Below are 25,118 nucleotides of genomic sequence, written 5' to 3' on the forward strand. Positions count from 1 at the left end.
ATGTTTTTATGATTCAAAAAAATGACTGTCGTTTTCAAAAGCAGTTCCAATAACTACTAAATCTGCGCCAGCATTATAGGCATTTTGAATTCCGTGCAAATCTACAATTCCTCCGCCAACAATTATAGGAATTTCAATATTTCGCGAAATTAACTCTATCATTTTCAGTGGAACAGCATTTTTAGCACCGCTTCCTGCTTCCAGATAGATTAATTTATTCCCTAACATTTCTCCCGCTTGTGCTGTGGCTAAAACTAAATCGAAATTTTCACGATTAAGCGGTTTCGTTTTACTCACACGCGCAACGGCAGTTTCATTGCCGCTTTCTATCAAAATATAACCCGTAGAAATCACTTCAAGATTGGTCTTTTTAAGAATCGGAGCTGCCTGAACCTGATATTCGATCAAATAATCCGGATTTCGACCAGACAATAACGATAAAAACAAAATCGCATCGGCCTGAGGTGAAATTTGTGACGGATCGCCCGGAAATATCACAACGGGTAAATTTGTCTTTTGTTTCAATTCGAAAATCAATTCCTCCAAAATAGTATTCTGAACAATACTGCCGCCCACAAATATATGTGTGGCAGGAGATTGACTTATTTTTTTTATTAATTGATCTAAGTTTTCCAACACAATTTTATCCGGATCTAAAAGTATGGCGAGTAACTTTTCGCTACTTCTTTTAGCTTTCAAAATCTGTTGATGAATATTGAGTATTTTTTGCTCCATAATGGGCGTAAAAGTAAAAGTTTTTTAATGCAGAAGAACTATTTTGAATGAATTATATTTGTATGGAGATGTAGAATAAAGTAAAAAACAAATTATGATTGCTGCTGAATTACTAGAAAAATACGGTGCTGTAAAAAAGTTTTTTTCCAAAAACGATATTGTCTTTGAAGAAAGAAGTTTGCCCGCCTATTATTATCAGATCATTTCGGGAGAAATAAAAATGAGCAATTATAATGATGACGGGCGCGAATTTATTCAGGGGATTTTTTATAAAGAACAATCTTTTGGTGAACCGCCATTGTTTTTAAACCAAAATTATCCTGCAAACGCTATTGCTGTTGAAGATTCTGAGATTCTTCTTCTTCCCAAAAACAGCTTCATGAAATTGTTAGAAGAAAATGCCGCAGTAAGCCTTAAAATAATCCAAAATTTAGCGCAGCGATTATATTACAAATCGGTTATGGCGGCAGAAATGTCTACGCAGGAACCAGAACATCGGGTTTTAAAACTGATTGATCACGGAATCGCTTATTTTAATTTCAAAAAAGATGAAAATGGTTACCTCATCACTTTTACGAGACAGCAAATTGGCGATTTAACTGGCTTACGTGTCGAAACCGTAATCAGAACCATTAAAGCCTTGGAAAAAAAAGGTATTTTGAAGATTATAAACCGAAAAGTATACAGATAAAATAATTCTTGTTTTATGATTTAAGTCATAAAATGAAGTGTCATAACGAATGTAAATTTGTGGTATAAAATCTCAACATCATGACACTATATCAAACAACATTCGAAAATTTCAATAAAAATTACATGGGTTCTGCAGCAATGGCTGTTATTGGTCAAAGCTGTTTAGGCGGTGCGGCTGCCATGTATATTCTTTCACACGGAACCTCTGTTGGACAAATGATTCAGCTGGCAATTATTGTTTTGGCCTGTGTTTTTGCCAACACTTCAATTTTAGCACAAATGAAACATAAAGTGGTTTTTAACCTCATTATTTTGAGCGCTATTTTAAGTGTTTTACTAATATTTCTGAATAGTTTTGTACTATGAAAAAGCTAATAGAAAATAGAACTGATGTCGAATTTTTAGTACATCAGTTCTATGCTAAAATTCGGGGCGATAAGGAAATTGGATTCTATTTTAATACAATGATTAAAGATTGGGATGCACACCTCGAAAAACTGACAGATTTTTGGGAAACCAATTTATTTGCAGTCAAAAAATACATAGGCAATCCGCATACTGTTCACAATGAGGTTGACGCTCGTTTTGAAGGCAAAATCACTTCAAACGAATTTGGAATCTGGCTTAACTATTGGTTTCAAACTTTAGACGAACATTTTGAAGGCGAAAATGTAGAAACATTAAAAAGACGCGCCAGAAAAATGGGAACTTTTTTATTTTTAAGTATGTTTGAACATCGTAAGAAAACCGCTGAAATATCTTTTGATCCATTAAATTAAATCAGTCTCTGGAATTTTTACACTTGGAATTTCCTGAAAAACTTATTTCTCAAAAGCATACACCAATGTAAAATCCTGATCAAAATTATCCGATTTTACTTCTTTATAATGTACTTCAAAATCTTTTACCAAATCATCAAAATGAAGACTTGCCTGAGTCTTGCAGTTGTCTAAAGAAAAATCTCCAACTCTTATATGATCTTTAAAACTGATTCCTTTTTCGTTTCTGATTTTAAAGATTGCTTCTTTTGCTCCCCAGATTACAGTAAGTTTCTTGATGTACTCTTCAGAAACATTTGGATTTAAGTAACTAAATTCGGTATCGACAAATTTATCCGCGATTTTAAGAATTTTTTCGCGTTGTAATTCCATGTCAATGCCCACTGTCTGATGGCTAATAATGATTGCGGCAAAATGATATGAATGTGTAATCGAAATATAATTATGACAATCGAAATACGGTTTTCCGAATTCATCATAATGCAAATCCTTATCTGTAAAACCCATTTCCTGAATCAGCATACGAACACTCAAAAAAGCACGCTGATGCATTTGGGATTTCATTCCGTCTAGTCTGCGCTGTGTTTTTTCTTTTAAAACTACTTGGCTCAATAACTCCTCAAACGATTCGGTTATTTCCCAAATTAAAAGTTTGGTCGATTCGTTACATTGTATGGTTTCAAATAAAGGCATTACTTATTTAATTATGAATTATAAGTTGTGAATTATAAATTTAAGCAATTCGTAATTTAAAAAGTATTTATGAAGAGAATCTTTTTAAATGAACTTATATCACTTATATGGTTTAAAAACAATTCACAAACTAACCTTCTAAAGATTAAGAAATTAAACATTTCACAAATCTTACAGAAATAGTAAAAATTCCAAAGGTATTCCGTAAATTTGCAAAAATTTTACAATATACAAATATACTATAAATGAGTACTACAACTACGCCTTTTGTGGCTTTCAAAGTAAAAGACATTTCTCTAGCGGCTTGGGGAAGAAAAGAAATTGAACTAGCTGAAGCTGAAATGCCAGGTTTAATGGCACTTCGTGCTGAATATAAAGACGAACAGCCTCTTGCAGGTGCTCGTATCGCTGGATGTTTGCACATGACGATTCAGACTGCTGTTTTGATCGAAACTTTAATCGCTCTTGGTGCTGAAGTTACTTGGTCTTCTTGTAATATTTTCTCTACTCAGGATCAGGCTGCTGCTGCTATTGCTGCTGCCGGAATTCAGGTTTACGCCTGGAAAGGTCTTGATGAGCAATCATTTGACTGGTGTATTGAGCAAACTTTATTCTTTGGTGAAGACAGAAAACCATTGAACATGATTCTTGATGATGGTGGAGATTTAACAAACATGGTTATTGACCGTTTCCCGGAATTGGTTCCTGGAATCAAAGGATTATCTGAAGAAACTACAACTGGTGTTCACAGACTTTACGAAAGAGTAAAAGCCGGAACTTTACCAATGCCTGCCATCAATATTAATGATTCTGTTACTAAATCTAAATTTGATAACAAATACGGTTGTAAAGAATCTGCTGTAGATGCTGTACGTCGTGCAACTGACTTAATGTTGGCTGGAAAAAGAGTTGTTGTTTGTGGATACGGTGATGTTGGAAAAGGAACTGCTGCTTCTTTCAGAGGTGCCGGATCTATTGTAACTGTTACTGAAATCGACCCAATTTGTGCTTTACAAGCTGCAATGGACGGTTATGAAGTTAAAAAATTAAACACTGTAATTGCTAATGCTGACATCATCATTACAACTACTGGAAATAAAGATATCGTTCTTGGAGAGCACTTCGAGCAAATGAAAGACAAAACTGTTGTTTGTAACATCGGACACTTTGACAACGAAATTGATATGGCTTGGTTAAACAAAAACCACGGTGCATCTAAAATCGAAATCAAACCTCAGGTTGACAAATATTCCATCAACGGAAAAGATATCATCATCTTGGCTGAAGGTCGTTTAGTAAACCTTGGTTGTGCTACAGGTCACCCAAGTTTTGTAATGAGTAACTCATTTACAAACCAAACTTTGGCTCAAATCGAATTATGGAAAAACAGTGCTGCTTACAACAATGATGTTTACATGTTACCAAAACATTTAGATGAAAAAGTTGCTGCTTTGCACTTAGCTAAATTAGGAGTTGAATTGGAAACTTTACGTGACGATCAGGCTGCTTATATTGGTGTTCCGGTTGAAGGTCCATTCAAACCAGAATACTACAGATACTAAGACATCTTAGATTTTAGATTTTAGATTTTAGATTTACATATTTAAACCCGACAGATTTTAAAAATCTGTCGGGTTTTTTGTTTTGCATTTCATCCAAAAAACATTTCTCTCAAAAAATTGCACGTTTACAAATATCTACTTACTTTTAAGAATCAAAATAAGACCCTATTTCTCAAATACTTAAACGTACAAACTTGAAAAAAACAACTTATTTAATCGTCTTCTTATTTTTTCTAAGTCTCCCACAAATTATTTTTTCTCAGGAAAAGAAACCTAAAGTCGTATTAGTACTGAGTGGCGGTGGAGCAAAAGGAATTGCACACGTTCCACTTTTGCAAAAACTCGATTCTTTACACATTGTCCCCGATCTTATTGTGGGAAATAGTATGGGAAGCATCATTGGAGGTTTGTATGCAATGGGTTATTCCGGAGATAGTATCGAAAAACTAACCAAAAATATTCATTGGGATAAAATTCTTGGTGGTGGTCAGTCTCTGCGAACCGTAAGCGTTGAGGAAAAGAGAGAGTTTCAGAGATATTTAGTCGGAATAGGAGTCAAAGATGGAAAACTAAACAGTGTGAGTTCTTTATTAAATGACCAGAATTTAAGAGAATATCTTTCCGAATTAACTTTTCCGGTTTACAATGTAAGAGATTTTGATAGTCTGCCAATACCATTTAGGGCAATGGCAACAGATTTGTCTGAAGGGAAAGAAGTTGTTTTAAGTAAAGGCAGTCTGTCTTATGCCATGAGAGCCAGTATGTCTCTTCCGGCTGTATTCAAACCTATGCCATACGAAAAAACAATTTTGGTTGATGGCGGTGTGCTGAATAATTTCCCTACAGATGTTGCCAAGCAATTGGGGGCCGACATTATAATTGGAAGTGATGTAGGTGGTGGACTGGAATCAATAGATAAGCTGAATAACCTTGTAACTGTATTGGTGCAAACGAGTATGTTTCCGAGCAATATTAAAAATCCTGCAAATCGGGACCTTTGTGACATATTGATAGATCACCTGCCCTATTTACGTTTTTCTACCGCGGATTTTGCACAAAGTGATGAAATCTATAAGGATGGAAAAATTGCAACAGAAAAAAATTTACCAGCTTTAATTGCTTTAGCAGAAAAACTAAAAAATTATCCACAACGAAAGCATGAACTTCCAAAAATGCTTGACGAATTTATACTTGATACTATTGTTTATAAAAGAATAAGTCCTGAAAATATTCCGTTGGTGAGGGCCAGAGTAAACCTTAAAACCCATACAAAATACACCTCTAAAGATTTAATAGCCGGTATAAACAGAGCTATGGGAACCAATCTTTTTAACGAAATCACCTATAATTATTTCATAACAGATGATAATAAACTTGGAATTGCAATAATTGGTTTTGAATATGATAAAAATCAACTTAACACTTCTGTGCATTATGACACATATCGAGGCGTGGGTATCATTTTTAATTATACTGCCAGAAATGTTCTTGACAAATCGTCCCGTCTTCTTATAACGGGAGATATCGCAGAACAGCCAAAAGTGCGAATCAATTTTCAGAAAAATTTTGGAAAAAACAAAGATTGGTGGTCGGTATCTGAGCTTTACGGCGCATTTTTAAAGCAGGAAATTTTTATAGATGGCAAATCTGCGGATAACATGCTTTATAATGCTTTTGAATTCAATAATGAGATAAACAAAAATATAAACTCCCTAAAAAGTTACGTTGGATTTGGATTAAACTATCACTTTACAAACGTAAACCCAAAATACGATACCGAATATAACCCAAACGTTTTCAACATAATAGACTACAATTTTAACGATATAGAACTCAACATGCATTATTCTTATAATGACATGGATAAAGTTTTCTTCGCCACAGAGGGAACTATTATGAAGGCCAATGTAAGCCGATCGTTACTCACTGAAATGAATGCCTCATTTTCTGATCCGAGTCAGGCAAATATTTCCGGATCAACGAATGGCTACACGAAATTGGGTTTCAGTTATGAAAGGAGACTTTTAATAAAAAAGAAAATTACGGGTCTTGTTGGGTTTGATTCTTATTTTATTTTTCAGGACAAACTTAAAGATGATCAAATCTCGTTTTCGCAATTTGGTTACGCCGCCAAATATTTCATCGGTGGAATTATCCCAACTTCCGGCAGTAATCGTTTTTCATTTGCTGGTTTAAATGAAGACGAACTCAATGCTACCCAATTTATGCAAGTTAAATTAGGAACTCAAATAAATCTATTAAGAAAAATATATCTGACCCCTCATTTTAATATTGCAACTGTTGGTTTTGGCGATTTTAAAGACTACATTGACGAAGCGTTTTCCCCAAAAGGAAATTGGGATGAAAACGACCAACCCAGTCTCGTCCTTTCAGGAGGGGCAGCGCTTTCTTATCAATCTATTTTAGGCCCTATTCATTTTGATATGTCATGGGCAAACCACATCGATAACGTAAGATTGTTTTTTAGTGTTGGATTATCACTCAATCCATAATTAAAATTGTTTCAAGTTTCTGGTTTCAGGTTTCAGGTTCCAGGTTCCAGGTTCCTACAGAACTTGAAACCTGAAACCTGAAACAAAAAGAACAAAAACAAAAAACTTCGCAAGTTTCGGATTTTATGACTGCAAAAACCGGTCGATATTTGCATTATAAAATGGAAAGAAATGAATACTCAGGAAAACATCAATTATAACCGAATTGCAGCTGCGATCGATTATATCAAAGCCAATTTTAAAGCGCAGCCCAATCTTGATGAAGTTGCCGAGAAAGTGCATTTGAGTCCGTTTCATTTTCAGCGTATTTTTACCGAATGGGCAGGCACAAGTCCGAAGAAGTTTTTGCAATATATTAGTGTCGAGCACGCCAAAAAAATCTTGAAAGAAGACCGTCAGGCAACCTTATTTGATGCCGCTTTTGATACCGGACTTTCCGGAACGAGCCGCCTTCATGATTTATTTGTAAACATCGAAGGAATGACGCCTGCGGAATATAAAAATGGCGGAAAAAATTTAGAAATCAATTACAGTTTTGCTGAAAGTCCGTTTGGGAATATCGTTGTTGCGTCAACTCAAAAAGGCGTTTGTTTTATGGCTTTCGCCGAAACCGAAGAGATTGGTTTTGAAGATTTAAAACACAAATTCCCCAACGCAATTTTTACTCGTAAATTAGATTTATTACAACAAAATGCCCTGTTTATTTTCCAAAACGACTGGAGCAAATTATCTGAAATCAAACTGCATTTGAAAGGAACCGATTTTCAATTGAAAGTTTGGGAAGCCCTGCTTAAGATCCCAATGGGGCAGCTCTCTACGTATGGTTCAATCGCACAAAAAATCGAGAAACCAAATGCTGCTCGAGCTGTCGGAACTGCAATTGGGAGTAATCCTGTAGCGTTTTTAATTCCGTGTCATCGTGTGATTCAATCCACAGGAACATTTGGCGGTTACATGTGGGGAAATACCAGAAAAACTGCGATTATTGGTTGGGAAAGTGCGCAAATTGATTCGGATTTATAAAAATTTAGAAACATATTATCGTAAAAATGGATATTCGTTGGGGAAGACGCACTGCTGTGCGCCTCTACAATGAAAATTCGTTAAAAATATTAAGAGATATTATAACGATGAAATTGAATAAATCTCATCAATACTTTATCATAGATCACAAATAAAATGCGGAAATTTGCTTCGATAAAAACCGAATATCAAAACTTGGAAAATGGACTTATTTAATCCACATTCAGACGAAACAACCAATTTACTTCCGAAAGATGGAACTGTAAATTATTACGGAAAATTATTCTCAAGAGATGAATCAAATCATTATCTGGACGTACTTTTAAATTCAATTGAATGGAAAAACGACGAAGCCATTATCTTCGGAAAATTAATTATTACCAAACGAAAAGTAGCCTGGTACGGCGATTCTGGTTTTGAATATACGTACTCAAATACAACAAAAAAAGCACTTCCGTGGACGAAGGAATTATTGGAACTAAAAGCTTTTATCGAAGAAAAAACAGGAGAAACTTTCAACTCTTGTTTGCTTAATTTATATCATTCCGGTGATGAAGGAATGGCCTGGCACAGTGACGCCGAAAAAGATTTAAAGAAAAATGGCGCCATTGCTTCAGTAAGTTTTGGTGCTGAACGAAAGTTTGGCTTTAAACATAAAGAAACCAAGGAAACGGTTTCACTGATTTTAGAACACGGCAGTTTATTAATTATGAAAGATGAAACACAAACGCATTGGCTTCATCGTTTACCACCAACCAAAACAACTTTAAAACCTCGGGTAAATTTGACTTTTAGAACGATTGTTGAATAACATTCAACATAAAAAAATTAAACCATTAAGAAATTAAGAAATTAAGAAATTAATAAAAATTAAGAGCTTGACTTTATGAACCTTAATATCTCAATGGTAAAATATAAAAATTTATTTCTTTTTTGAAATTACATTTTCATAAGATCTTATCAAAGCATCTTCGAACATTTCGGGTCTTACTTTTGAAAGTTCAACAATTGTCCAGCCCTGTTTCCCCCATTTATTTGGGATCGGATAAAAAATCATTTCGCTTGAAGCGCAAAAAACAGATTGATCGATCTCGTTTAATTTTAGAAACGCCCTGTCGTTCTTCTCATCAAAAGTGGCGAAGATTTTCTTTTTGATGCGGAAAGAAGTTTTCTCGAAATGCGGCTCTTCCGTTGTTTCCGGAAAAGACAAAGCTAATTTTCTAAATGTTTCAATGGAGACCATAATCGCTAATTTTAAAATTAAATTTCAATTTTTATCTTCCCAGATTTACATATTTATCTTAATCAAAAGCACACAAATTTAGCGTTTTACATTTATTATTCACCTCGTTATAAAGGAATTGGCGTCATGGGTTTATAAATACAGTCCTGAAATAAATCAAAACCTTTATAAAATCCATAACGCCAATATTTTAATCTGAATATAGTTTATTGCACTAATTCAAAGTCAGCTTTAAGTTTAATATCTGCTGATGAAGCTCCAATCATTACTTCAAAATCTCCAGGTTCAGCAACCCATTCTAATTTATTATTGTAAAAAGAAAGTTTTTCTTTGTCAATGGTAAACTCGATTGTTTTAGATTCTCCTGCATTCAGTTTTACTTTTTGGAAATCTCTCAGTTCCAAAACTGGTCTTACAACAGAACCGAATTTATCTTTCAAATACAATTGCACTACTTCTTCCCCAGCTACTTTTCCAACATTTGATAATTGAAAAGAAACCTTAATTGTTTCGTTACTTTTTATTTTTGTTGAAGACAATTTCAAATCTGAATAATTGAATTTTGTATAACTCAAACCATATCCAAACGGAAACTTAGGCGAGTTTTTTAAATCAATATAAGCCGAAACATAATTTGTTGCGTTTTCATCCTTAGCAGGTCTTCCCGTACTGAAATGGTTGTAATAAATTGGCACTTGCCCTACTTCTCTCGGGAATGTCATAGGCAATTTTCCAGACGGATTGTAATCTCCAAACAAAACATTTGCAATTGCAGTTCCAGCCTCAGTTCCTAACCACCACGTATATACAATTGCCGGAACATTATCTGCCGTCCAGTTAAAAATCAAAGGTCTTCCTGCATTTACCAAAACTACAACCGGTTTTCCTGTTGCCTGAATTGCTTTTACCAAATCTTCCTGAACTCCCGGTAAATGAAGATCGCTTCGGCTTTTTGCTTCGCCGCTCATGTCGCGTCTTTCTCCAATACTCAAAATAATAACATCGGCTTGTTTGGCAGTTGCAACAGCTTCAGCAAAACCATCTTTATTATCTCCATCAACTTCACAACCTTTTGCGTACAATAGTTTTGTGTTTTTACCCACTTTATTTTGCAGTCCATCCCATTGCGAAACTACCCATTTATCATAATCAACATCTGGCAATTCAACAGCCCAAAATCCCATATTGGCTTTGTATTCTTTTACCATCGGTCCAATAAATGCAATTGTTTTCAGGTTTTTAGAAAGTGGCAAAGTCTGATTTTCATTCTTTAACAAAACAATACTTTTTTCAGCAACTTCAAGCGCTGCTTTTCTATTTTCAGGATTGCTTAAAGCTTTTTCAGCTCTTTTTTCATCTGAATATCTGTATGGATCATCAAATAGACCTAACTCATATTTTTTGCGTAAAATACGTTTCACCGCATCATCAATCAAATCGATAGAGACTTTTCCTTCTTTTACCAATTCGGCCAAATTATAACGATATGCATTACTTTCCATATCCATGTCGCTTCCAGCTGTAATTGCAGAAAGTGCTGCAGATTTCAAATCTTTTGAATATCCGTGTGCTACCATTTCTCCAATTGAACCCCAATCTGAAACTACAAATCCCTGAAAGTTCCATTTTCCTTTTAAGATATCACGTTGTAAATGCACATTTCCTGTTGCCGGAATACCGTTTAAATCATTAAAAGAATTCATAAACGTTGCCGCTCCAGCGTCTAAAGCTGCTTTAAATGGAGGCAAATAAGTTTCAAGTAACATTCTTTCGCTCATATCTACTGAGTTATAATCGCGTCCGCCAACACCTGCACCGTAGGCCGCAAAGTGTTTTACGCAAGCCATAACGGAGTTTAAATCGCCTAATTTATTTCCTTGAAAACCTTTTACTCGCGCATAAGCAATTTTAGAACCTAAGTACGTATCTTCTCCTGCTCCTTCCATTACTCTGCCCCAACGCGGGTCACGCCCGATGTCTACCATTGGCGCAAATGTCCAATGAATACCGCTTGCAGAAGCTTCTGTTGCGGCCACTCTTGCGGCCAATTCGATCGCTGCTAAATCCCAGCTTGCAGCCTCGGCTAGCGGAATCGGGAATGTTGTTTTGTAACCGTGAATGACGTCCTGACCAAATAGCATTGGAATTTTAAGACGTGACTGCATCGCCAATTCCTGATATTGTCTGGTATATTTTGTTCCGATGATATTCAGCATCGAACCTACTAAACCTGCTTTAATTTCAGCTTGTTTGTTTGGATTTATGGTGATTGGTCCCGTTGCAGAATTATCACCTGTATATTGCGTAAGCTGACCAATTTTTTCTTCAATAGTCATTTTTTTCAATAAATCATTTACTTTCTGATCTATTGTTTGTTGCTGAGCCACCGCAAAAAGCGACACCATCAACAAGGTAAAAGTGGTTAATTTTTTCATTTTTAGTTTAGTTAATTTGGTACAAAGTCAATATTGACAACGCCTCTTGACTTTTGTCCCGTCCCGAAGCTTCGGGATCGGGATTGACTTGCGACTATTAGGTTAATTATACACTCTCACGTAATCAATTTCATAAGTTGCGCTGGTAAAATTCGGATCAACTATCCCTCCAAAATTTCCTCCCATAGCCAAATTCATAATGATAAAAAACTTTTCATTAAACGGTGTTGAAGCACTATTTTTATAAGTATAAAACAATTTATCATCTACAAAAAACTTAATATTTTCAGCATTCCATTCGGCAGCATAAATATGAAATTCTGTATAAGCAGTTGGGTTAGTGGTGGTTGCTGTATCAGGGGTATTTCCTGAACGTCCAGGAGAATGCAGCGAAGAATGAATCACATTTGGACTGTTTCCAACTGATTCTAAAATATCAATTTCACCACATAATGGCCAGCCAGCTGTATCAATATTATCACCCAACATCCAGAATGCCGGCCATGTTCCGCCACCAACTGGTAATTTTGCACGCACTTCAGCTCTTCCATATTTAAATGAAAATTTGCCTTTTGTAAGCATGCGAGATGATGTATAATGACTTCCCTGATATTCTTCTTTAATGGCTTTGATTTTTAAAATACCATTTTCGATAACTACATTTTCTGGTCTGTTGGTATAATACTGTAACTCATTATTCCCAAAACCATTTCCTGTTCCTAAATCATAACCCCATTTTGAAGTATTCGGAGATCCGTTCACATCAAATTCATCTGACCAGATTAACTTTCGAGCTACAAAAATGCTTCCTGTAACTGAAGTACTCGCATATTTTATTCCGTTGAATGAAGTTACTTCTATCGTGTAATCTTTATTTCCGGATTCCTGAAATTCATAAATAAAATCTCCGGTTGCATTTTCAATTACTTTACTGTTGATCGTTACTTTAATTGATTTTGAATCTGCCGCAGAAATCGTCAAATGTATTTTTCCGCTTCCGTCACCAAATGGTTTATCAGCCGTTTTACCAATTGTTTCAACATTAACAGTTGGCTTTACCGCTTCAGTAATAACAGGTGAGGTTGGGTTCTCATCGCTTTCATTACCACTGCTGCAAGCCTGAGCCTGGAACGCGAACAATAAAACAAATGTTAAAACAACTGTTTTATTCATTAGATTCTTCATTTTCATTAGTATCATTTTGGTTTATTTTTTAAATTAAATTCTCAGAATGTAAATTCTTTATTATTTTTTGGATGAAGCTTTTTTATCAGCTGTAAAATCGAAATAATTCAGATTGAAACCTCCTTTATCAAAAACGACTTTAATTTTATTCGTTCCCGAATTTAAATCGACACCAGATAAAACAACGGTTTTCCAATTATCATTTCCGCCAGTTGAAGGTAGTATAATTATTTCTGATTTTTTTCCGCTTTCTGTTTCAAAATGAAGTTTACCTTCCGCTTTTTCACTCGAATAGCGAATCGCAACTTTATATGAATTCTGTGTTTTAACTTCAGTTGTAAATTGCAGCCACTCTCCATCTTCGATAAAAGAAACCTGATAACCGTTTGATCCTGAATCTTTGCAAGGCAAAATATCAACACCATCATTTCTCATGACATTACCTTTATTCCATTGATCGAAATTTCCTGTTGCAACTCTGTAATTAATAAAATCCTTATCAGAATAGGCTTTTTCATTGGTACCCAAATCATAGTAAACTGCTATAATTTTCCCCGGAATTGTATTCTTTTTATACGGTTTTGTATCATCTGTCTGAACTTGTCTGAACATAGCATCAATCACATCTGGTTTAACAGTTACGTTTCCCATTTTATAATTGTCTGCCATTTTCATCAGTGCTTTTTTAGCGAAAGCTTCTGTAGGTTTTTGACCGCCGTCTTTCCAGTATTTCAACAAAACATCGTATTCCGGAATTTTAGTTACCGAAGTTACGCCTGCAATATTTTCTATCTTTTTCATTGGCCAGAAAGCCCATCCAATATTATTTCCTTCTACGAGTGTAAGGGCATCTTTGAACCAGACATTAGAGTTTTCTCCACTTTCTCCCATCCAAATCGGAACATTATATTTCTTTCTGTAATCGAGCATTTGCTGAATAGAAGCGGTCGTGTTGTAGTTCCAGTATTTATGAAAACTCAACGCCATATTTTCGTCCCATAAAGGAAAAATTCCGTTGTAATTATTCCCCCAGCAATTTCCTTCAATAAAAATTAAATGATTGGTATCAACTTCGCGAATTGCTTTTGTCACCTGAACCATTAAATCTCTTAAAGGTCCGTTTGAATTTTCATCGCAGCCATTTTTATTGGTTCCGGTAAAATTCCAGTTTGGTTCGTTGATAATGTCGTACGCTCCCATCCATGGATTATCTCTGTATCTTGAAGCTAATTTTTTCCAAAGCGCAATCATTTTTTTCTGATTGGCTTCGCTTTCCCAAAGTGATGGTTTTGTAGTATCGTAATCTGAAATTGCGGCATCATTTCCCTGACCTCCCGGTGCGGCGTGCAAATCGAGAATAAGGTAGATTTTGTTTTCGGCACACCATTTCAGTAAATTATCTGTCATGGTAAAACCTTCTTCAATCCAGGTAATTTCACCATTTTTTTCTTCCTGAATTGATGGTGTGTACAAGTTGTAATGCATGGGTAAACGGATCGAATTGAAACCCCAGGCTGCTAGTGAATCGACATCTCTTTTTGTGATTCCATTTGCTTTATAGGCCGCGTAAAATTCTTTTGTGCCCTGTTCTCCGGCAACTTCCTGAATTTTTTGTCTGATTTGATATTGCGGACTGGCAAAAGGCTGTGTTTGTAACATATAACCTTCCTGAACCATCCAGCCTCCAACTCCTAATCCTCTTAAAAGCACATTTTTCCCATTGCCATCAACAATGTTCTGGCCATCTCTGTGCAAAAATCCTTGCCCAAAAGAAGCGATTGAGAACAATAATTGTAATGTTAAAACTAATTTTTTCATGTTTATTATTTAATAAATCTGGCTATAATCAGCATTTAATTTTTACCATATAAGTCATAGAAGCTTTTTTAAAATTTTAATCAATTAATGATTAAAAAAGAACATATAATTTAAAAATGTTTTTAAACATTTTGGCTCAAATGAACTTATATCTTATTTTTAAGAAAACTAAAAACTCATACTGAGTCCTATGGTGAAAATTCATTCCATAAAGTTCATTTAAAATTTTACTTGACTTTTCTTATATTTTAACTTAATACTTGAGAAAACATCTGGCTTATAATCTCTTAAATGAACTTATATGGTTAAAATTTATTTGATAAAAATGCTGTTATTTACAGCATTTAGCGATAAATCTGAATCGATTATTAATTCCTGCAAGGTTTATTGAAAACCTCGCAGGAATGTTTTTTTATTTCAAAAGAAAATCCTTTTTAAGGTTTGAAACCTGAATTGTAAAAGTGCCTTTTTCAGAAATCCATTTTAAATCGTCATTTACAAATTGCAGATCTTTTTGATTCAGAGTAAACTTTACCGTTTTAGTTTCGTTTGGCGCTAAGCTAATTTTATCGAATCTTTTTAATGCTTTAACTTCTGGTGTAATTGAGGCAAAATTGTCGTTCAGATATAATAAAACTGTTTCTTTTCCGGCTTTTTTTCCAGAGTTGGTAACATCTACTGAAACATTGATTTCATCTGTATTGCTGATTTCTGTCTTATCAATTTTTAAGTTTGAATAACTGAAAGTGGTGTATGATAATCCTGTTCCGAATTCATATTGAGGCGAATAGCTTTTTTCATATTTAGCGTCGTCATTTTGTTCTCCTTCAGAAATACTCTCCGTATATTTTCGATTGTATTTTTCGAAAGAATTTGGATATCTTGGATAGTTGTAAGGCAATCTTCCACTCGGATTTACATCTCCGTATAAGATATCAATTAATGCTCTTCCACCTTCGTTTCCTGGTAAATAGCATTGTACCACAGCATTCATTTTACTTTCAAAATCATTAATTAATCTTGGTCTTCCTTCATTTAAAACCAAAACAATAGGCTTGTTTAGTTTTGATAAGGCAAGTGCTAATTTTATTTGCGATTTACTGATATAAATGTCGCTGATATCACCAGGCGTTTCGGTATAATTTTTCTCCCCTAAACACAAAACAATTTTTGATGCGCTTTTGGCAAGTTCTACTGCTTTTTGAATCTCGTTATCATCCTCCTTTTCTAAATCGGCACCAGCTGTATACAACACATTCTCTTTGCCGATTTTACTTTGAAAAGCTTCTAAAATAGTTGATTTATCTGCAGCATATACATCAGCATTTTCACCTTGCCAGGTATAAGTCCAACCTCCATTAAGGTACTTCATGCTATTAGCAGTCGGGCCTGTTACCAGGACCTTCTCACTCTTGTTTAATGGTAAAACAGCACCTGTATTTTTCAGTAAAGTAATTGATTCTGCTGCCGTATTATAAGCTTCCTGAACATGCTCGTGAGAACCAAATTTGGGATAATCTTTTAAATCTGCAACGGTATTTTGGAACAAATTCAGTTCGAACTTCATTCTTAAAATACGAGTTACGGCATCATCAATTCTTGACATTGGCACCTCTCCTTTTTGCACTAAATCTAATAAATCAGTATAAAAAGAATATTCTTCAGGAACCATACTCATATCGATTCCCGCCATAACCGCAATACGAACAGCATCTCTTTTGGTTTCGGCAACTTTATGTCTGGTGTTCAGATTAATAATATCTTTCCAATCTGTTACTACAACTCCCGTAAAACCAAGTTCATTTTTAAGAATATCAGTAATTAAATGTTTGCTTGCATGTACCGGAGTTCCGTTTATTTCTCCAGAACTTACCATAATACTTTTTGCTCCCGCATTAATTGCTGCCTGATATATTGTTAAGTCATATTGTCTTAAAATACGTTCCGGAATAATACTTGGCGTTCTGTCTTTTCCTGTAGTTGTACTGCCGTATCCAATATAGTGTTTCATACAGGAAGCCACGCTATATTTAGAACCTACATTATTATTTCCTTCAAAACCATTCACTAAAGCCACAGCCATTCTTGAAGACAAATAGGCATCTTCTCCAAAAGATTCCCACATTCTTGACCATGCCGGATTTCTTGGAAAATCTAAATCTGGAGAAAAAACCCATGGAATAGATGAAGCTCTTGTTTCGTATGCTGAAATTTCGGCACCACGCTTTACCAAATCAGTATTGAAAGTGGCTGCCAAACCTATTTGTTGCGGAAATAACGTAGATCCTGCAGTATAATTGGCACCATGAATTGCATCTATACCATATAAAACAGGAATTTTAAGTCTCGTTTTATTAGCTTCATTTGTAATTGCAGTCATCGTTTCCTGCCATCTTTTTACCGTTGGAGCTCCTGGATTTGGTACATTCAAAATTGACCCGATGTGATAATCCTGAATTCCCTGTTTTAATTTTGCAGCATCAAAGTATCCTTGTTTTTTAGAATCTTCAAAAATGGTTACCGTAATTTGGGTCATCTGCCCAACTTTTTCTTCGAGTGTCATTTTTGATAGCAATTCCGAAACTTTGGCATCAATATCAGTTTTTGTTTTTTTTACTTCCTGACTCCATATCGCTCCACAAAAAAGAAAAGCAATCACAAGACATTTTGTGTTTTTCATTTTATATTTTTAAATTAATATCAAATTTAAAACTCTAATACACTAGAGTTTGTATGGCATGCGCCGGAATTTTGACAATTGTTTTTTCAGATGCAATAATAAAATTATAGGTGATTTCATTATCTGTATGATTCATTACAATTGTTGCCATTTTTCCATCAGTATTTAAAAATGAAGTACTTAATAAATAACTTCTGCTTACGGAAGAACTCACACGCACTGCATTAGGACGAATGAATTTTGAAAAATGTCCGATATAATAATAAGACGGCGTGTAAATTAACTCGCCTGTTGCAGTATCTGCATGTATTGGGGCAAAACAAAAATTACCAACGTGATTTGGTCCTCCAAATTGGTCCAAAAGGATATTCCAATCTGTCCATGCTACTGTTCCATTATTAAAATCATTTATCATTGCTGTTCCATATCTTTCGGCATTTGGCCAAAACTGATATTGGGAAGCATCAAATTTTTCTACGCAGCCTTCTGTAAACATTAAATTTTTATCAGGGTATGCTTCATGTACTCTCGCGACATTTTCAAACATAGGCTGTGCACCGGTCCACGTTTCGTACCAATGAAATCCCATTCCCCAAACATACTTTGAGGCTTCAGGATCTGAGAAAATAACATTAGCACGTTGTACCATTAAATCACGATTATGATCCCAGGCAATGATTTTAACATCGCCCAAGCCTTCTTTTTTTAATGTTGGCCCAAGATAGTTTTTAATATAATCTCTTTCTTCATCTGCTGTGTATAAACACGATTCCCAGGTTTGGGTCGCCATAGGTTCATTTTGTACCGATGTTCCCCAAATTGGAATTCCCTCTTTATTGTAAGCTTTTATAAATTTGGCATAAAAATTAGCCCATGGCTGAAAATATTCCGGCAATAATTTACCACCCTTCAGCACGTCTTTATTGCTTTTCATAAAAGCATTTGGTGACCATGGAGTAGCATAGGTAATTATTTTTCCACCGGCAGTTTTAATTGCTTCTTTAATCAAGGGAATGCGATATTTTCGATCATGATCAATAGAAAAAGTTTTTAAATCCTTATCTCCTTCTTCGATATAAGAGTAGCTTCCGCTGCTAAAATCAGAACTCTGAATCGTTGTTCTTAGCAATGAATAGCCGATTCCTTTTTGAGTATCGTAATAGGCATTTAAAAATTCTGTTTGTTTTTCCTTTGATAATTTAGCGAAAATTTCTGCACTGGCATCAGTGATAGCGCCGCCAATTCCCATAAAAGTCTGAAATTGTTTTAATGGTTCTACAAAAACAGAAATTTCTGTTTCAACGGGTTGTTTTGATGATGTAAAACTTAAATTATCAGTAGCTGTTAGTTTTAATTTTGTATCTGCTGCTGTAGTATAAACAGTGATTTTTTTGTTGGTTGTTGTAAATTTCTGTATTTGCTTTTGACTTTTTTGTGAAAAAACAGATAAAGAAAAACATAAACAAGTAGTAATAATAAATCCAAATTTTTTCATTGTATATGTTTTTAGGAAGTAAGACTTGGATATAAATCTTTGAATTCAGCTAAATTGATTTTAAAAAATAGCCCATAATCAAGAAGAATATGGGCTATTCTGGCAACCAAACTTAAACTTAACTTTAACGTAGTTTAGCACTTACCTGAAAACAAAATCTTAGTTTCATTTTAGGTGGTACTAAGTTTATTATTATTTCACCTCTTTTAGGCAGAGGCTTTTTCTGAAAATTACGAATATTCAAGAGCGTGTTTATCCATAAGAGAAAAATCAAAAGCTTATTACAAACGCTTTCTTCCTTCTAATGATTAACACTTTTAATTTTAAAATTCGAAAAGAGAAGTTTTTTATCTTCCCTTTTCGAAAAATAACTAACACAAAATATTATTGCGGTCTAAAAACAAATGTCCAACCAGTTCCGTTAGCTTCATTGTTACTTAAGTAAAGTACCAATTTAGTTTCAGTAAGTGTTACAATAGTATAAACACCATCCTTATTCCCTGCAGCGTAACCTAACATTTTAGAGTCTTTAATTATAAGTTTTTTATTCGTCGGATCTAAAACAAAACTTCCTTTTTCAGCTGGTGAAGTAAGAGTTTCATAGTGATTGTAATTTGCGGCACCATTCAGGTCAAAATGCATCTTACCATTGGCATCACTTGGAGGACAACAATCTCCAGCATTCCACCAAGCTGTCATAGCACCGTCAGCGCTACCAGGAGGAGACATGAACCACCATAGTGATCCTGCACCTTGGTTATCAAAAACCCAAGTTTTTCCAGTTGCAGTATTTTTACCAACTAAATCATACCAATCCTGATCTAATGGTGTATCTAATCTGTCAACTTGTACATCAATTTTCTTAGTAAAAAACTGTGATCCTAAACTACCCACATAAGTAAAAGTAGATTTACCAGGAATTGGGTAAACAACTGTTACTTCATTTGTTAGTGCTGTTCCTAAATTATAGTCCCAGTAACCTGTAATTCCAGGTGAAGCCATCTTAAGCGTAATTTTATTTCCTCCCGGAGGCGATTGAGTTGCTACTAATTGAACTCCGGCAACATCCGTAGAATCACTCAAATGCGCTTCGTCTACAATTGGATCGCATGCAGTAAAGACTAGCATAAACGAAGCAATTAAGAGATATATTATTTTATTAATTTTCATATTTAAATTATTAATAGTTATTAAATTTTACCAACCTGGATTTTGTTTGTAAACTCCATTAGATAATCTAATTTCCGTTTCAGGAAGCGGAACTAATCCTTTAGTTTCAGGTCTGTATTTTACGCTGTAATTAACCGCAGTTCCAGAATTTTTAACCGGAATAACACTATTAAATGCCGTATCAACATCTCCCCAACGAATTAAGTCAAACCAATGTAAACCTTCAAAAGCGAATTCATGCAAACGCTCTTCTTTGATAGCATCTAATGAATATCCAACTGGTCCTAATTTTGCTCTTCCTCTTACTGCATTAAGTCCATCAGGAGTTTTAGTAATTTCTGAATGCATTAATAATACATCAGCGTAACGCATGAAGATAAAATCTTGTGCATGCATTAACTGCATATCAGTATTACTCCAATTATATAATTGCACAAACATACCTACAGTAGTTCCATCAGCATTAGGATATTGTAAAGAAGTATACTTTTTATTGAAGTATCCAGTCTCATGATCTCCTTTGTTAGCAGCATAACCATCTGTACCTTGGTCTGCTTTACCAACTTCAAGTATAGAACCTCTTTTTCTTGGATCAAGATCTGACCAACCACTAAATAAATTAGGGTTTACAGTACACCATCCCCAACCAGCTCCAAACGGAACTAATGAGTTATCACGTAATGCATCAAACAAACAAAGTCTGTTAGTGTAAATATTACCATTCGTCCATTGCCAATCTCCAAAAGAGAATCTTTGTACAAACATTGACTCGTAGTTTCCTGTACCAAAAGTTGGCGCAGCACCGTCCTGACCTACCCATGAAAGACCTTCAGTTGCTGCCCAAGGCAATACATTTTTACCAGAAGCCTTATTTACATATGAATACGGCCAAAGATTTCTAAAATCTGAAGCTAATTTATGTCCACTATTAGTCATACAATCTTGTAAATATCCTGCAACCTGAGTAGCGGTTAAAGCACCACCACCTACAAGAGGCAAATCAGTAGTTGCTTTTTTCTCTATGTTAGTCATGTAACCAGTATAGAACAAGAATACACGTCCCATATAAGCTTCAGCAACCCATTTGTTTGCATGTCCGTATCTTGAAGTAGGTATACTTGGAAACGGAGTAGCCGGCATAGTTTCAATTGCTAATTTTAAATCACTTGCAATTTGGGCAAATGTTTCAGTATAAGTTGCTCTTGGGCCATTCTTTGGTCCGTCAACTGTAGTAATTAGAGGCACTCCTCCAAAAAACTTAGCCAATCTGAAATAAAAGAAAGCTCTCATAAATAATGCTTCTCCAATTGCTTGTTGTTTAAACGATTGTGCTTCAGCAGGAGAGTTAAAATACTTAGAGAAATCTGCAGCTTTGGTTTTTTCAATAATTGCATTTGCTCTTGCAATACCTTTATAAGACTGTCCGAATAAATCGAAATATGTATCTTCTACCGGGTCTTCGAAATTGTCAACCCATTTAGCGGTTTTATCATCAGGACCACCGCCACCTAACATCATATTATCCATCAAGTTGGCTGCGATTTGTTCTTCACTATGAACATTTGTAGTATAAATCGCATTATAAACACCCGCTATTGCCTCATTAATATCATCCGGAGTTTTATAAAAAGTCTCTAAACTCTTGTCCTTAATGTTCTCTGTATCCAGATAATTATCGCAACTCGATGCTGCAAAAATTGCTGAAATTGCTATAAAATATTTTATTGTTTTCATTGTGAATTTGTTTATATTAAAAATCAGCACTTAATCCAAACATTACTGTTCTTGCTTGTGGGTATAAACCTAAATCTACACCAGAAGCCCATGCATATTTTTCGTTATCTCCCCCGAAACGAACTTCAGGATCCATACCATCGTAATTAGTAAATGTATACAAGTTATTTACTGCGACATAAAATTTAAGATTTGACATAAATTTAAAGTCTTTTAATATTTCATTAAAATTATATCCTACCGTTAAGTTATTAATTCTCAAATAATCTGCATTTTGCATAAATATATCAGACATATAACTTGTATTTTGATTCACAACAGAACTTAATCTAGGCATTTTATTTGAAGTTCCTTCACCATGCCAACGATCAAATACATCAGAGGTATAGTTTTGTTTCGGATTATCAGCAAAAGATCTGTAAGATTGCATTACCTGCATTCCAAATTTTCCTGCCATAGTTGTATTCAAATAAACATTTTTATATTCAAAATTCAACTGAATCCCTAATTCAAAATCTGGATTTGGATTACCTAAGAAAACTTTATCACTATCATCAATTACACCATCCTGGTTTTGGTCTACAAAACGAACATCACCTGGTCGTTGATTTGGAAAGTAAGCAGCACCTGTAGGTCCAACGTACTCATTTACTTCTTGTTGATTTTGTAAAATACCTGCTGTTTTGAAACCATAGAATGCTCCAATTGGATATCCAACCTGTGCTCTGTAAATTTCTGAAGTACCTTGAGACAATAAATGTTGTAATCCATTGATTACACCATTTGCATTATCAATTTTAGTAATTTTATTTTTGTTTGCAGCGCCACTCACAGTAACACCATATTTAAAATCTCCTATTTTATCTCTCCAGTTTACAGACAATTCAAAACCTGTATTTTGAATATCTCCACCATTGATGTATGGTGCTGGTGCTCCTGCAGCTTGTCCGATAGAAGCTAATACTAACCAATCTTTAGTTGTTTTTTTATACCAGTCAAAAGTCACTCCTAATTTAGAATCAATTAAGCTTGCGTCAAATCCAAAGTCCAATTGCTCTGAAACTTCCCAAGAAATATCTGGATTTGTAACTCTTGAAGGGTAAGCTGTTGAACCAGAAACTGGTTTTGTATCACCAAAAAAGTATCCTGGGAAAACATTCGAAATAGTTGCTGAATATTGAAAATTATCAACCGATTGATTTCCATTTTGTCCCCAGCTTCCTCTTAATTTTAAAGAGTTAAGAATGTTTGAAGAACCAGCCATAAAATCTTCTTTTGTAATTACCCAACCTGCAGAAACTGAAGGAAAGTAACCCCATCTGTTATCTTCAGCAAAATTCGAAGATCCATCAGCACGAATAGTGGCAGAAAATAAGTATTTTTCTTTATAATCATACTGAGCTCTCGCGATATATGACATTAAACCTCCGCCACCAGCAGCTGTATCAAAACCAGTAGTATTGATATCATTGATTGAAGTTACGGGAAGCGTATTATCTAAGTAAGCATATTTAGGATCTCCAGGGAATTTTAAACCATTTCTAGATCCGTATATGTTAGTATTTACAACGTTTTGAAGTAACTCTGTTCCAATCAAAGCATTAAAACTATGGTCTCCAATTTGTTTAGAATAAGAAACTGTATTTGTCCAGGTTGTATTTAATCCCTGGTATTGACTTTGTGATGCACCTTCTGTACTATCATCATATAATCTTCCTAAATGATAAGTTGGATTCATTGATCTGCTATAACCAAACCATGAATCAACTCCAAAAACAGATCTGAATTTTAAATCTTTAATAGGCTCAATTTCCACAAAAGCATTTCCAATAATTTTACCGTCATGAGGGTAGTTATAGTTACTTCTGTAAAACATTACTGCCAAAGGATTAGTTTGTCCTGTTGATAAACCATCTAATGTAGGAGTATATCCAAACTCATTGATGTTTTTATCAATAGCAGGCTGCCAAAAAGCAGGTTGCAATGGGTTTTGTGTAAGTGCGTTATGCAAGTCATTACCATAAATATTACCTGTAGAAACTGATCTGTTTTGAGTATTTGTATACGTAAGATTTTCTCCAACAGTAATAATATTATGACTATCATTCTTTTTCAAAACCATTTGAGTATTCAATCTTGTAGTCAATCTCTTAAATCCTGCGTCTACAATATTTCCACCGATGATACCATCCTGATCAAAATAAGCAACCCCGAATGAATAGATAATATCTTCACTTCCCCCAGTGATATTTAATGAATGATTAACAACTGGAGCATCTTTTTTAGACATCTCATTAATCCAATTTGTTCCTTTCCATCCATTTTTAAGTTTATCCCAAATTTCAGTTCCCAATTGAGTTCCTAATCCTGGAGATTTATCATTTAACCAGCTATTGTTAGAAAGGATCGCTTTCCAATCGTTAGGAGCCAAACCATCATTAACCATACCTTCATCCATGATATACATGTATTCCTGTGCGTCTAATGGGTCAAGATTTTTATATACATTTTGAATTCCGAAATAACCATCATAACTAATTTTTGCCGGTCTTCCTTTTTTTCCTTTTATAGTTGTTACCAAAACAACACCATTAGCCGCTCTGGAACCGTAAATTGCTGCAGATGCCGCATCTTTTAAAACGTCAATAGATTCGATGTCAGAAGGACTCAAATAATCAATATTACCAACAGAAATACCATCTACGACATATAATGGATTTGAATTTCCGATAGTTCCTAATCCACGAATCGTAACTCTGGTACCTGCTCCAGGTACACCACTGTTTCTGGTAACACTAACTCCCGGTGCGATACCTTGAAGAGCCTCCATTGCAGATCCTGTATTTAACTCTTTAAGTGTTTCACCTTTGAGGTTCGTGGTTGATCCAGTGATTAAACCTTTCTTTTGAGTACCATATCCTACTACAACAACCTCATTTAAATTTTGAGACGCTGCCTTAAGTACAATACTTACTTTCGTTCTACCATTTACAATTTCATTGACTGTATCAAAACCAACGAAACTAATTGTCAGGGTTCCATTAGAAGGAACATTTATTTGAAATTTCCCATCAAAGTCAGAAGCAGTAGCTTTAGTAGTTCCTTTAATTAAAACTGTTGCCCCTGGGACGGGTAATCCACTTTCATCATTTATAGTTCCATTTACCGTAACATCCTGTGCAATTGCGATAACTGAAAACAGCAAAGATGAAATACAAAAAATAAGTAATTTTGTTAATTTCATTTTTCTAAAAATTTTGGTTAATTAATTAGTAATTTAATGCAATAATAATGTTAAATTTGACAATTTGCAATTAAAAATCATTACAAAAACACATCAAAACATAAATTAATATGTTA

General features: G+C 34.7%; 18 protein-coding genes. 7 read left to right on the plus strand and 11 right to left on the minus strand.

Going from position 1 to position 25,118, the window contains the following annotated elements:
* Positions 1–6 precede the first annotated feature (6 nt).
* Positions 7–735: a phosphoglycerol geranylgeranyltransferase gene (locus J2X17_RS00320; RefSeq protein WP_310293616.1), complete on the minus strand. Its 729-nt coding sequence runs from the start codon at positions 733–735 to the stop codon at positions 7–9.
* 94 nt (positions 736–829) lie between these two features.
* On the opposite strand from J2X17_RS00320, the gene J2X17_RS00325 reads away from it, so the two are divergent.
* The 3 genes from J2X17_RS00325 to J2X17_RS00335 all read left to right on the plus strand — a co-directional run bounded on the left by J2X17_RS00325 (position 830) and on the right by J2X17_RS00335 (position 2,207).
* Entirely contained in the window at positions 830–1,426 is a 597-nt protein-coding gene (locus tag J2X17_RS00325) for a Crp/Fnr family transcriptional regulator (protein ID WP_310293618.1), read from the plus strand.
* Between the two features lie 80 nt (positions 1,427–1,506).
* Positions 1,507–1,794 carry a hypothetical protein gene (locus J2X17_RS00330; protein WP_310293619.1) on the plus strand — a complete coding sequence of 96 codons (288 nt, stop codon included), beginning with the start codon at positions 1,507–1,509 and terminating at the stop codon, positions 1,792–1,794.
* Complete coding sequence (locus J2X17_RS00335) at positions 1,791–2,207, plus strand: group III truncated hemoglobin (RefSeq protein WP_310293620.1); 417 nt, start codon at positions 1,791–1,793, stop codon at positions 2,205–2,207. The genes J2X17_RS00330 and J2X17_RS00335 overlap by 4 nt, the downstream gene beginning before the upstream one ends.
* Positions 2,208–2,249: 42 nt before the next feature.
* Here the strand turns inward: J2X17_RS00335 and J2X17_RS00340 are convergent, their stop codons facing one another.
* Positions 2,250–2,900, minus strand: a complete 651-nt coding sequence (locus J2X17_RS00340) for a 4'-phosphopantetheinyl transferase family protein (protein ID WP_310293622.1) — start codon at positions 2,898–2,900, stop codon at positions 2,250–2,252.
* Positions 2,901–3,145: 245 nt separating this feature from the next.
* On the opposite strand from J2X17_RS00340, the gene ahcY reads away from it, so the two are divergent.
* From ahcY to J2X17_RS00360, 4 genes are all read left to right on the plus strand, one after another.
* On the plus strand, positions 3,146–4,462 hold the full coding sequence (gene ahcY / locus J2X17_RS00345) for an adenosylhomocysteinase (RefSeq protein WP_310293625.1): 1,317 nt from the start codon (positions 3,146–3,148) through the stop codon (positions 4,460–4,462).
* A 194-nt stretch (positions 4,463–4,656) separates the two neighbouring features.
* Positions 4,657–6,975, plus strand: a complete 2,319-nt coding sequence (locus J2X17_RS00350) for a patatin-like phospholipase family protein (RefSeq protein WP_310293627.1) — start codon at positions 4,657–4,659, stop codon at positions 6,973–6,975.
* A 171-nt stretch (positions 6,976–7,146) separates the two neighbouring features.
* A complete protein-coding gene (locus tag J2X17_RS00355; protein ID WP_310293629.1) occupies positions 7,147–7,998 on the plus strand; it encodes a methylated-DNA--[protein]-cysteine S-methyltransferase in 852 nt (283 codons plus the stop codon).
* 202 nt (positions 7,999–8,200) lie between these two features.
* Positions 8,201–8,809 (plus strand): alpha-ketoglutarate-dependent dioxygenase AlkB family protein, encoded by a 609-nt coding sequence (locus J2X17_RS00360; protein WP_310293630.1) that lies wholly within the window; start codon positions 8,201–8,203, stop codon positions 8,807–8,809.
* A 111-nt stretch (positions 8,810–8,920) separates the two neighbouring features.
* Here the strand turns inward: J2X17_RS00360 and J2X17_RS00365 are convergent, their stop codons facing one another.
* The 9 genes from J2X17_RS00365 to J2X17_RS00405 all read right to left on the minus strand — a co-directional run bounded on the left by J2X17_RS00365 (position 8,921) and on the right by J2X17_RS00405 (position 25,002).
* A complete protein-coding gene (locus tag J2X17_RS00365; RefSeq protein ID WP_310293632.1) occupies positions 8,921–9,241 on the minus strand; it encodes an MmcQ/YjbR family DNA-binding protein in 321 nt (106 codons plus the stop codon).
* Positions 9,242–9,447: 206 nt separating this feature from the next.
* Positions 9,448–11,676 (minus strand): beta-glucosidase BglX, encoded by a 2,229-nt coding sequence (gene bglX / locus J2X17_RS00370; RefSeq protein WP_310293634.1) that lies wholly within the window; start codon positions 11,674–11,676, stop codon positions 9,448–9,450.
* A gap of 102 nt (positions 11,677–11,778) precedes the next feature.
* Positions 11,779–12,876: a glycoside hydrolase family 16 protein gene (locus J2X17_RS00375; protein ID WP_310293635.1), complete on the minus strand. Its 1,098-nt coding sequence runs from the start codon at positions 12,874–12,876 to the stop codon at positions 11,779–11,781.
* Between the two features lie 45 nt (positions 12,877–12,921).
* On the minus strand, positions 12,922–14,679 hold the full coding sequence (locus J2X17_RS00380) for a cellulase family glycosylhydrolase (protein WP_310293637.1): 1,758 nt from the start codon (positions 14,677–14,679) through the stop codon (positions 12,922–12,924).
* Between the two features lie 412 nt (positions 14,680–15,091).
* Positions 15,092–17,359 carry a glycoside hydrolase family 3 N-terminal domain-containing protein gene (locus J2X17_RS00385; protein WP_310293638.1) on the minus strand — a complete coding sequence of 756 codons (2,268 nt, stop codon included), beginning with the start codon at positions 17,357–17,359 and terminating at the stop codon, positions 15,092–15,094.
* Between the two features lie 34 nt (positions 17,360–17,393).
* Positions 17,394–18,854 (minus strand): glycoside hydrolase family 30 protein, encoded by a 1,461-nt coding sequence (locus J2X17_RS00390; protein WP_310293641.1) that lies wholly within the window; start codon positions 18,852–18,854, stop codon positions 17,394–17,396.
* Between the two features lie 384 nt (positions 18,855–19,238).
* Positions 19,239–20,024, minus strand: a complete 786-nt coding sequence (locus J2X17_RS00395) for a hypothetical protein (protein ID WP_310293642.1) — start codon at positions 20,022–20,024, stop codon at positions 19,239–19,241.
* A gap of 27 nt (positions 20,025–20,051) precedes the next feature.
* Complete coding sequence (locus J2X17_RS00400) at positions 20,052–21,758, minus strand: RagB/SusD family nutrient uptake outer membrane protein (RefSeq protein ID WP_310293643.1); 1,707 nt, start codon at positions 21,756–21,758, stop codon at positions 20,052–20,054.
* 16 nt (positions 21,759–21,774) lie between these two features.
* Positions 21,775–25,002, minus strand: coding sequence for a SusC/RagA family TonB-linked outer membrane protein (locus tag J2X17_RS00405; RefSeq protein ID WP_310293645.1), 3,228 nt, complete (start codon positions 25,000–25,002; stop codon positions 21,775–21,777).
* Between the last annotated feature and the right edge of the window lie 116 nt (positions 25,003–25,118).

Origin of the sequence: Flavobacterium aquidurense (assembly GCF_031458035.1) — a bacterium.
Taxonomy (GTDB): domain Bacteria; phylum Bacteroidota; class Bacteroidia; order Flavobacteriales; family Flavobacteriaceae; genus Flavobacterium; species Flavobacterium aquidurense_C.

Excerpts from the sequence above, each read along its gene's own strand:
- J2X17_RS00320 (WP_310293616.1), bottom strand. The coding sequence starts at position 735 with ATGGAGCAAAAAATACTCAATATTCATCAACAGATTTTGAAAGCTAAA.
- J2X17_RS00325 (WP_310293618.1), top strand. The coding sequence starts at position 830 with ATGATTGCTGCTGAATTACTAGAAAAATACGGTGCTGTAAAAAAGTTT.
- J2X17_RS00330 (WP_310293619.1), top strand. The coding sequence starts at position 1,507 with ATGACACTATATCAAACAACATTCGAAAATTTCAATAAAAATTACATG.
- J2X17_RS00335 (WP_310293620.1), top strand. The coding sequence starts at position 1,791 with ATGAAAAAGCTAATAGAAAATAGAACTGATGTCGAATTTTTAGTACAT.
- J2X17_RS00340 (WP_310293622.1), bottom strand. The coding sequence starts at position 2,900 with ATGCCTTTATTTGAAACCATACAATGTAACGAATCGACCAAACTTTTA.
- ahcY (WP_310293625.1), top strand. The coding sequence starts at position 3,146 with ATGAGTACTACAACTACGCCTTTTGTGGCTTTCAAAGTAAAAGACATT.
- J2X17_RS00355 (WP_310293629.1), top strand. The coding sequence starts at position 7,147 with ATGAATACTCAGGAAAACATCAATTATAACCGAATTGCAGCTGCGATC.
- J2X17_RS00360 (WP_310293630.1), top strand. The coding sequence starts at position 8,201 with ATGGACTTATTTAATCCACATTCAGACGAAACAACCAATTTACTTCCG.
- J2X17_RS00365 (WP_310293632.1), bottom strand. The coding sequence starts at position 9,241 with ATGGTCTCCATTGAAACATTTAGAAAATTAGCTTTGTCTTTTCCGGAA.
- bglX (WP_310293634.1), bottom strand. The coding sequence starts at position 11,676 with ATGAAAAAATTAACCACTTTTACCTTGTTGATGGTGTCGCTTTTTGCG.
- J2X17_RS00375 (WP_310293635.1), bottom strand. The coding sequence starts at position 12,876 with ATGATACTAATGAAAATGAAGAATCTAATGAATAAAACAGTTGTTTTA.
- J2X17_RS00380 (WP_310293637.1), bottom strand. The coding sequence starts at position 14,679 with ATGAAAAAATTAGTTTTAACATTACAATTATTGTTCTCAATCGCTTCT.
- J2X17_RS00385 (WP_310293638.1), bottom strand. The coding sequence starts at position 17,359 with ATGAAAAACACAAAATGTCTTGTGATTGCTTTTCTTTTTTGTGGAGCG.
- J2X17_RS00390 (WP_310293641.1), bottom strand. The coding sequence starts at position 18,854 with ATGAAAAAATTTGGATTTATTATTACTACTTGTTTATGTTTTTCTTTA.
- J2X17_RS00395 (WP_310293642.1), bottom strand. The coding sequence starts at position 20,024 with ATGAAAATTAATAAAATAATATATCTCTTAATTGCTTCGTTTATGCTA.
- J2X17_RS00400 (WP_310293643.1), bottom strand. The coding sequence starts at position 21,758 with ATGAAAACAATAAAATATTTTATAGCAATTTCAGCAATTTTTGCAGCA.
- J2X17_RS00405 (WP_310293645.1), bottom strand. The coding sequence starts at position 25,002 with ATGAAATTAACAAAATTACTTATTTTTTGTATTTCATCTTTGCTGTTT.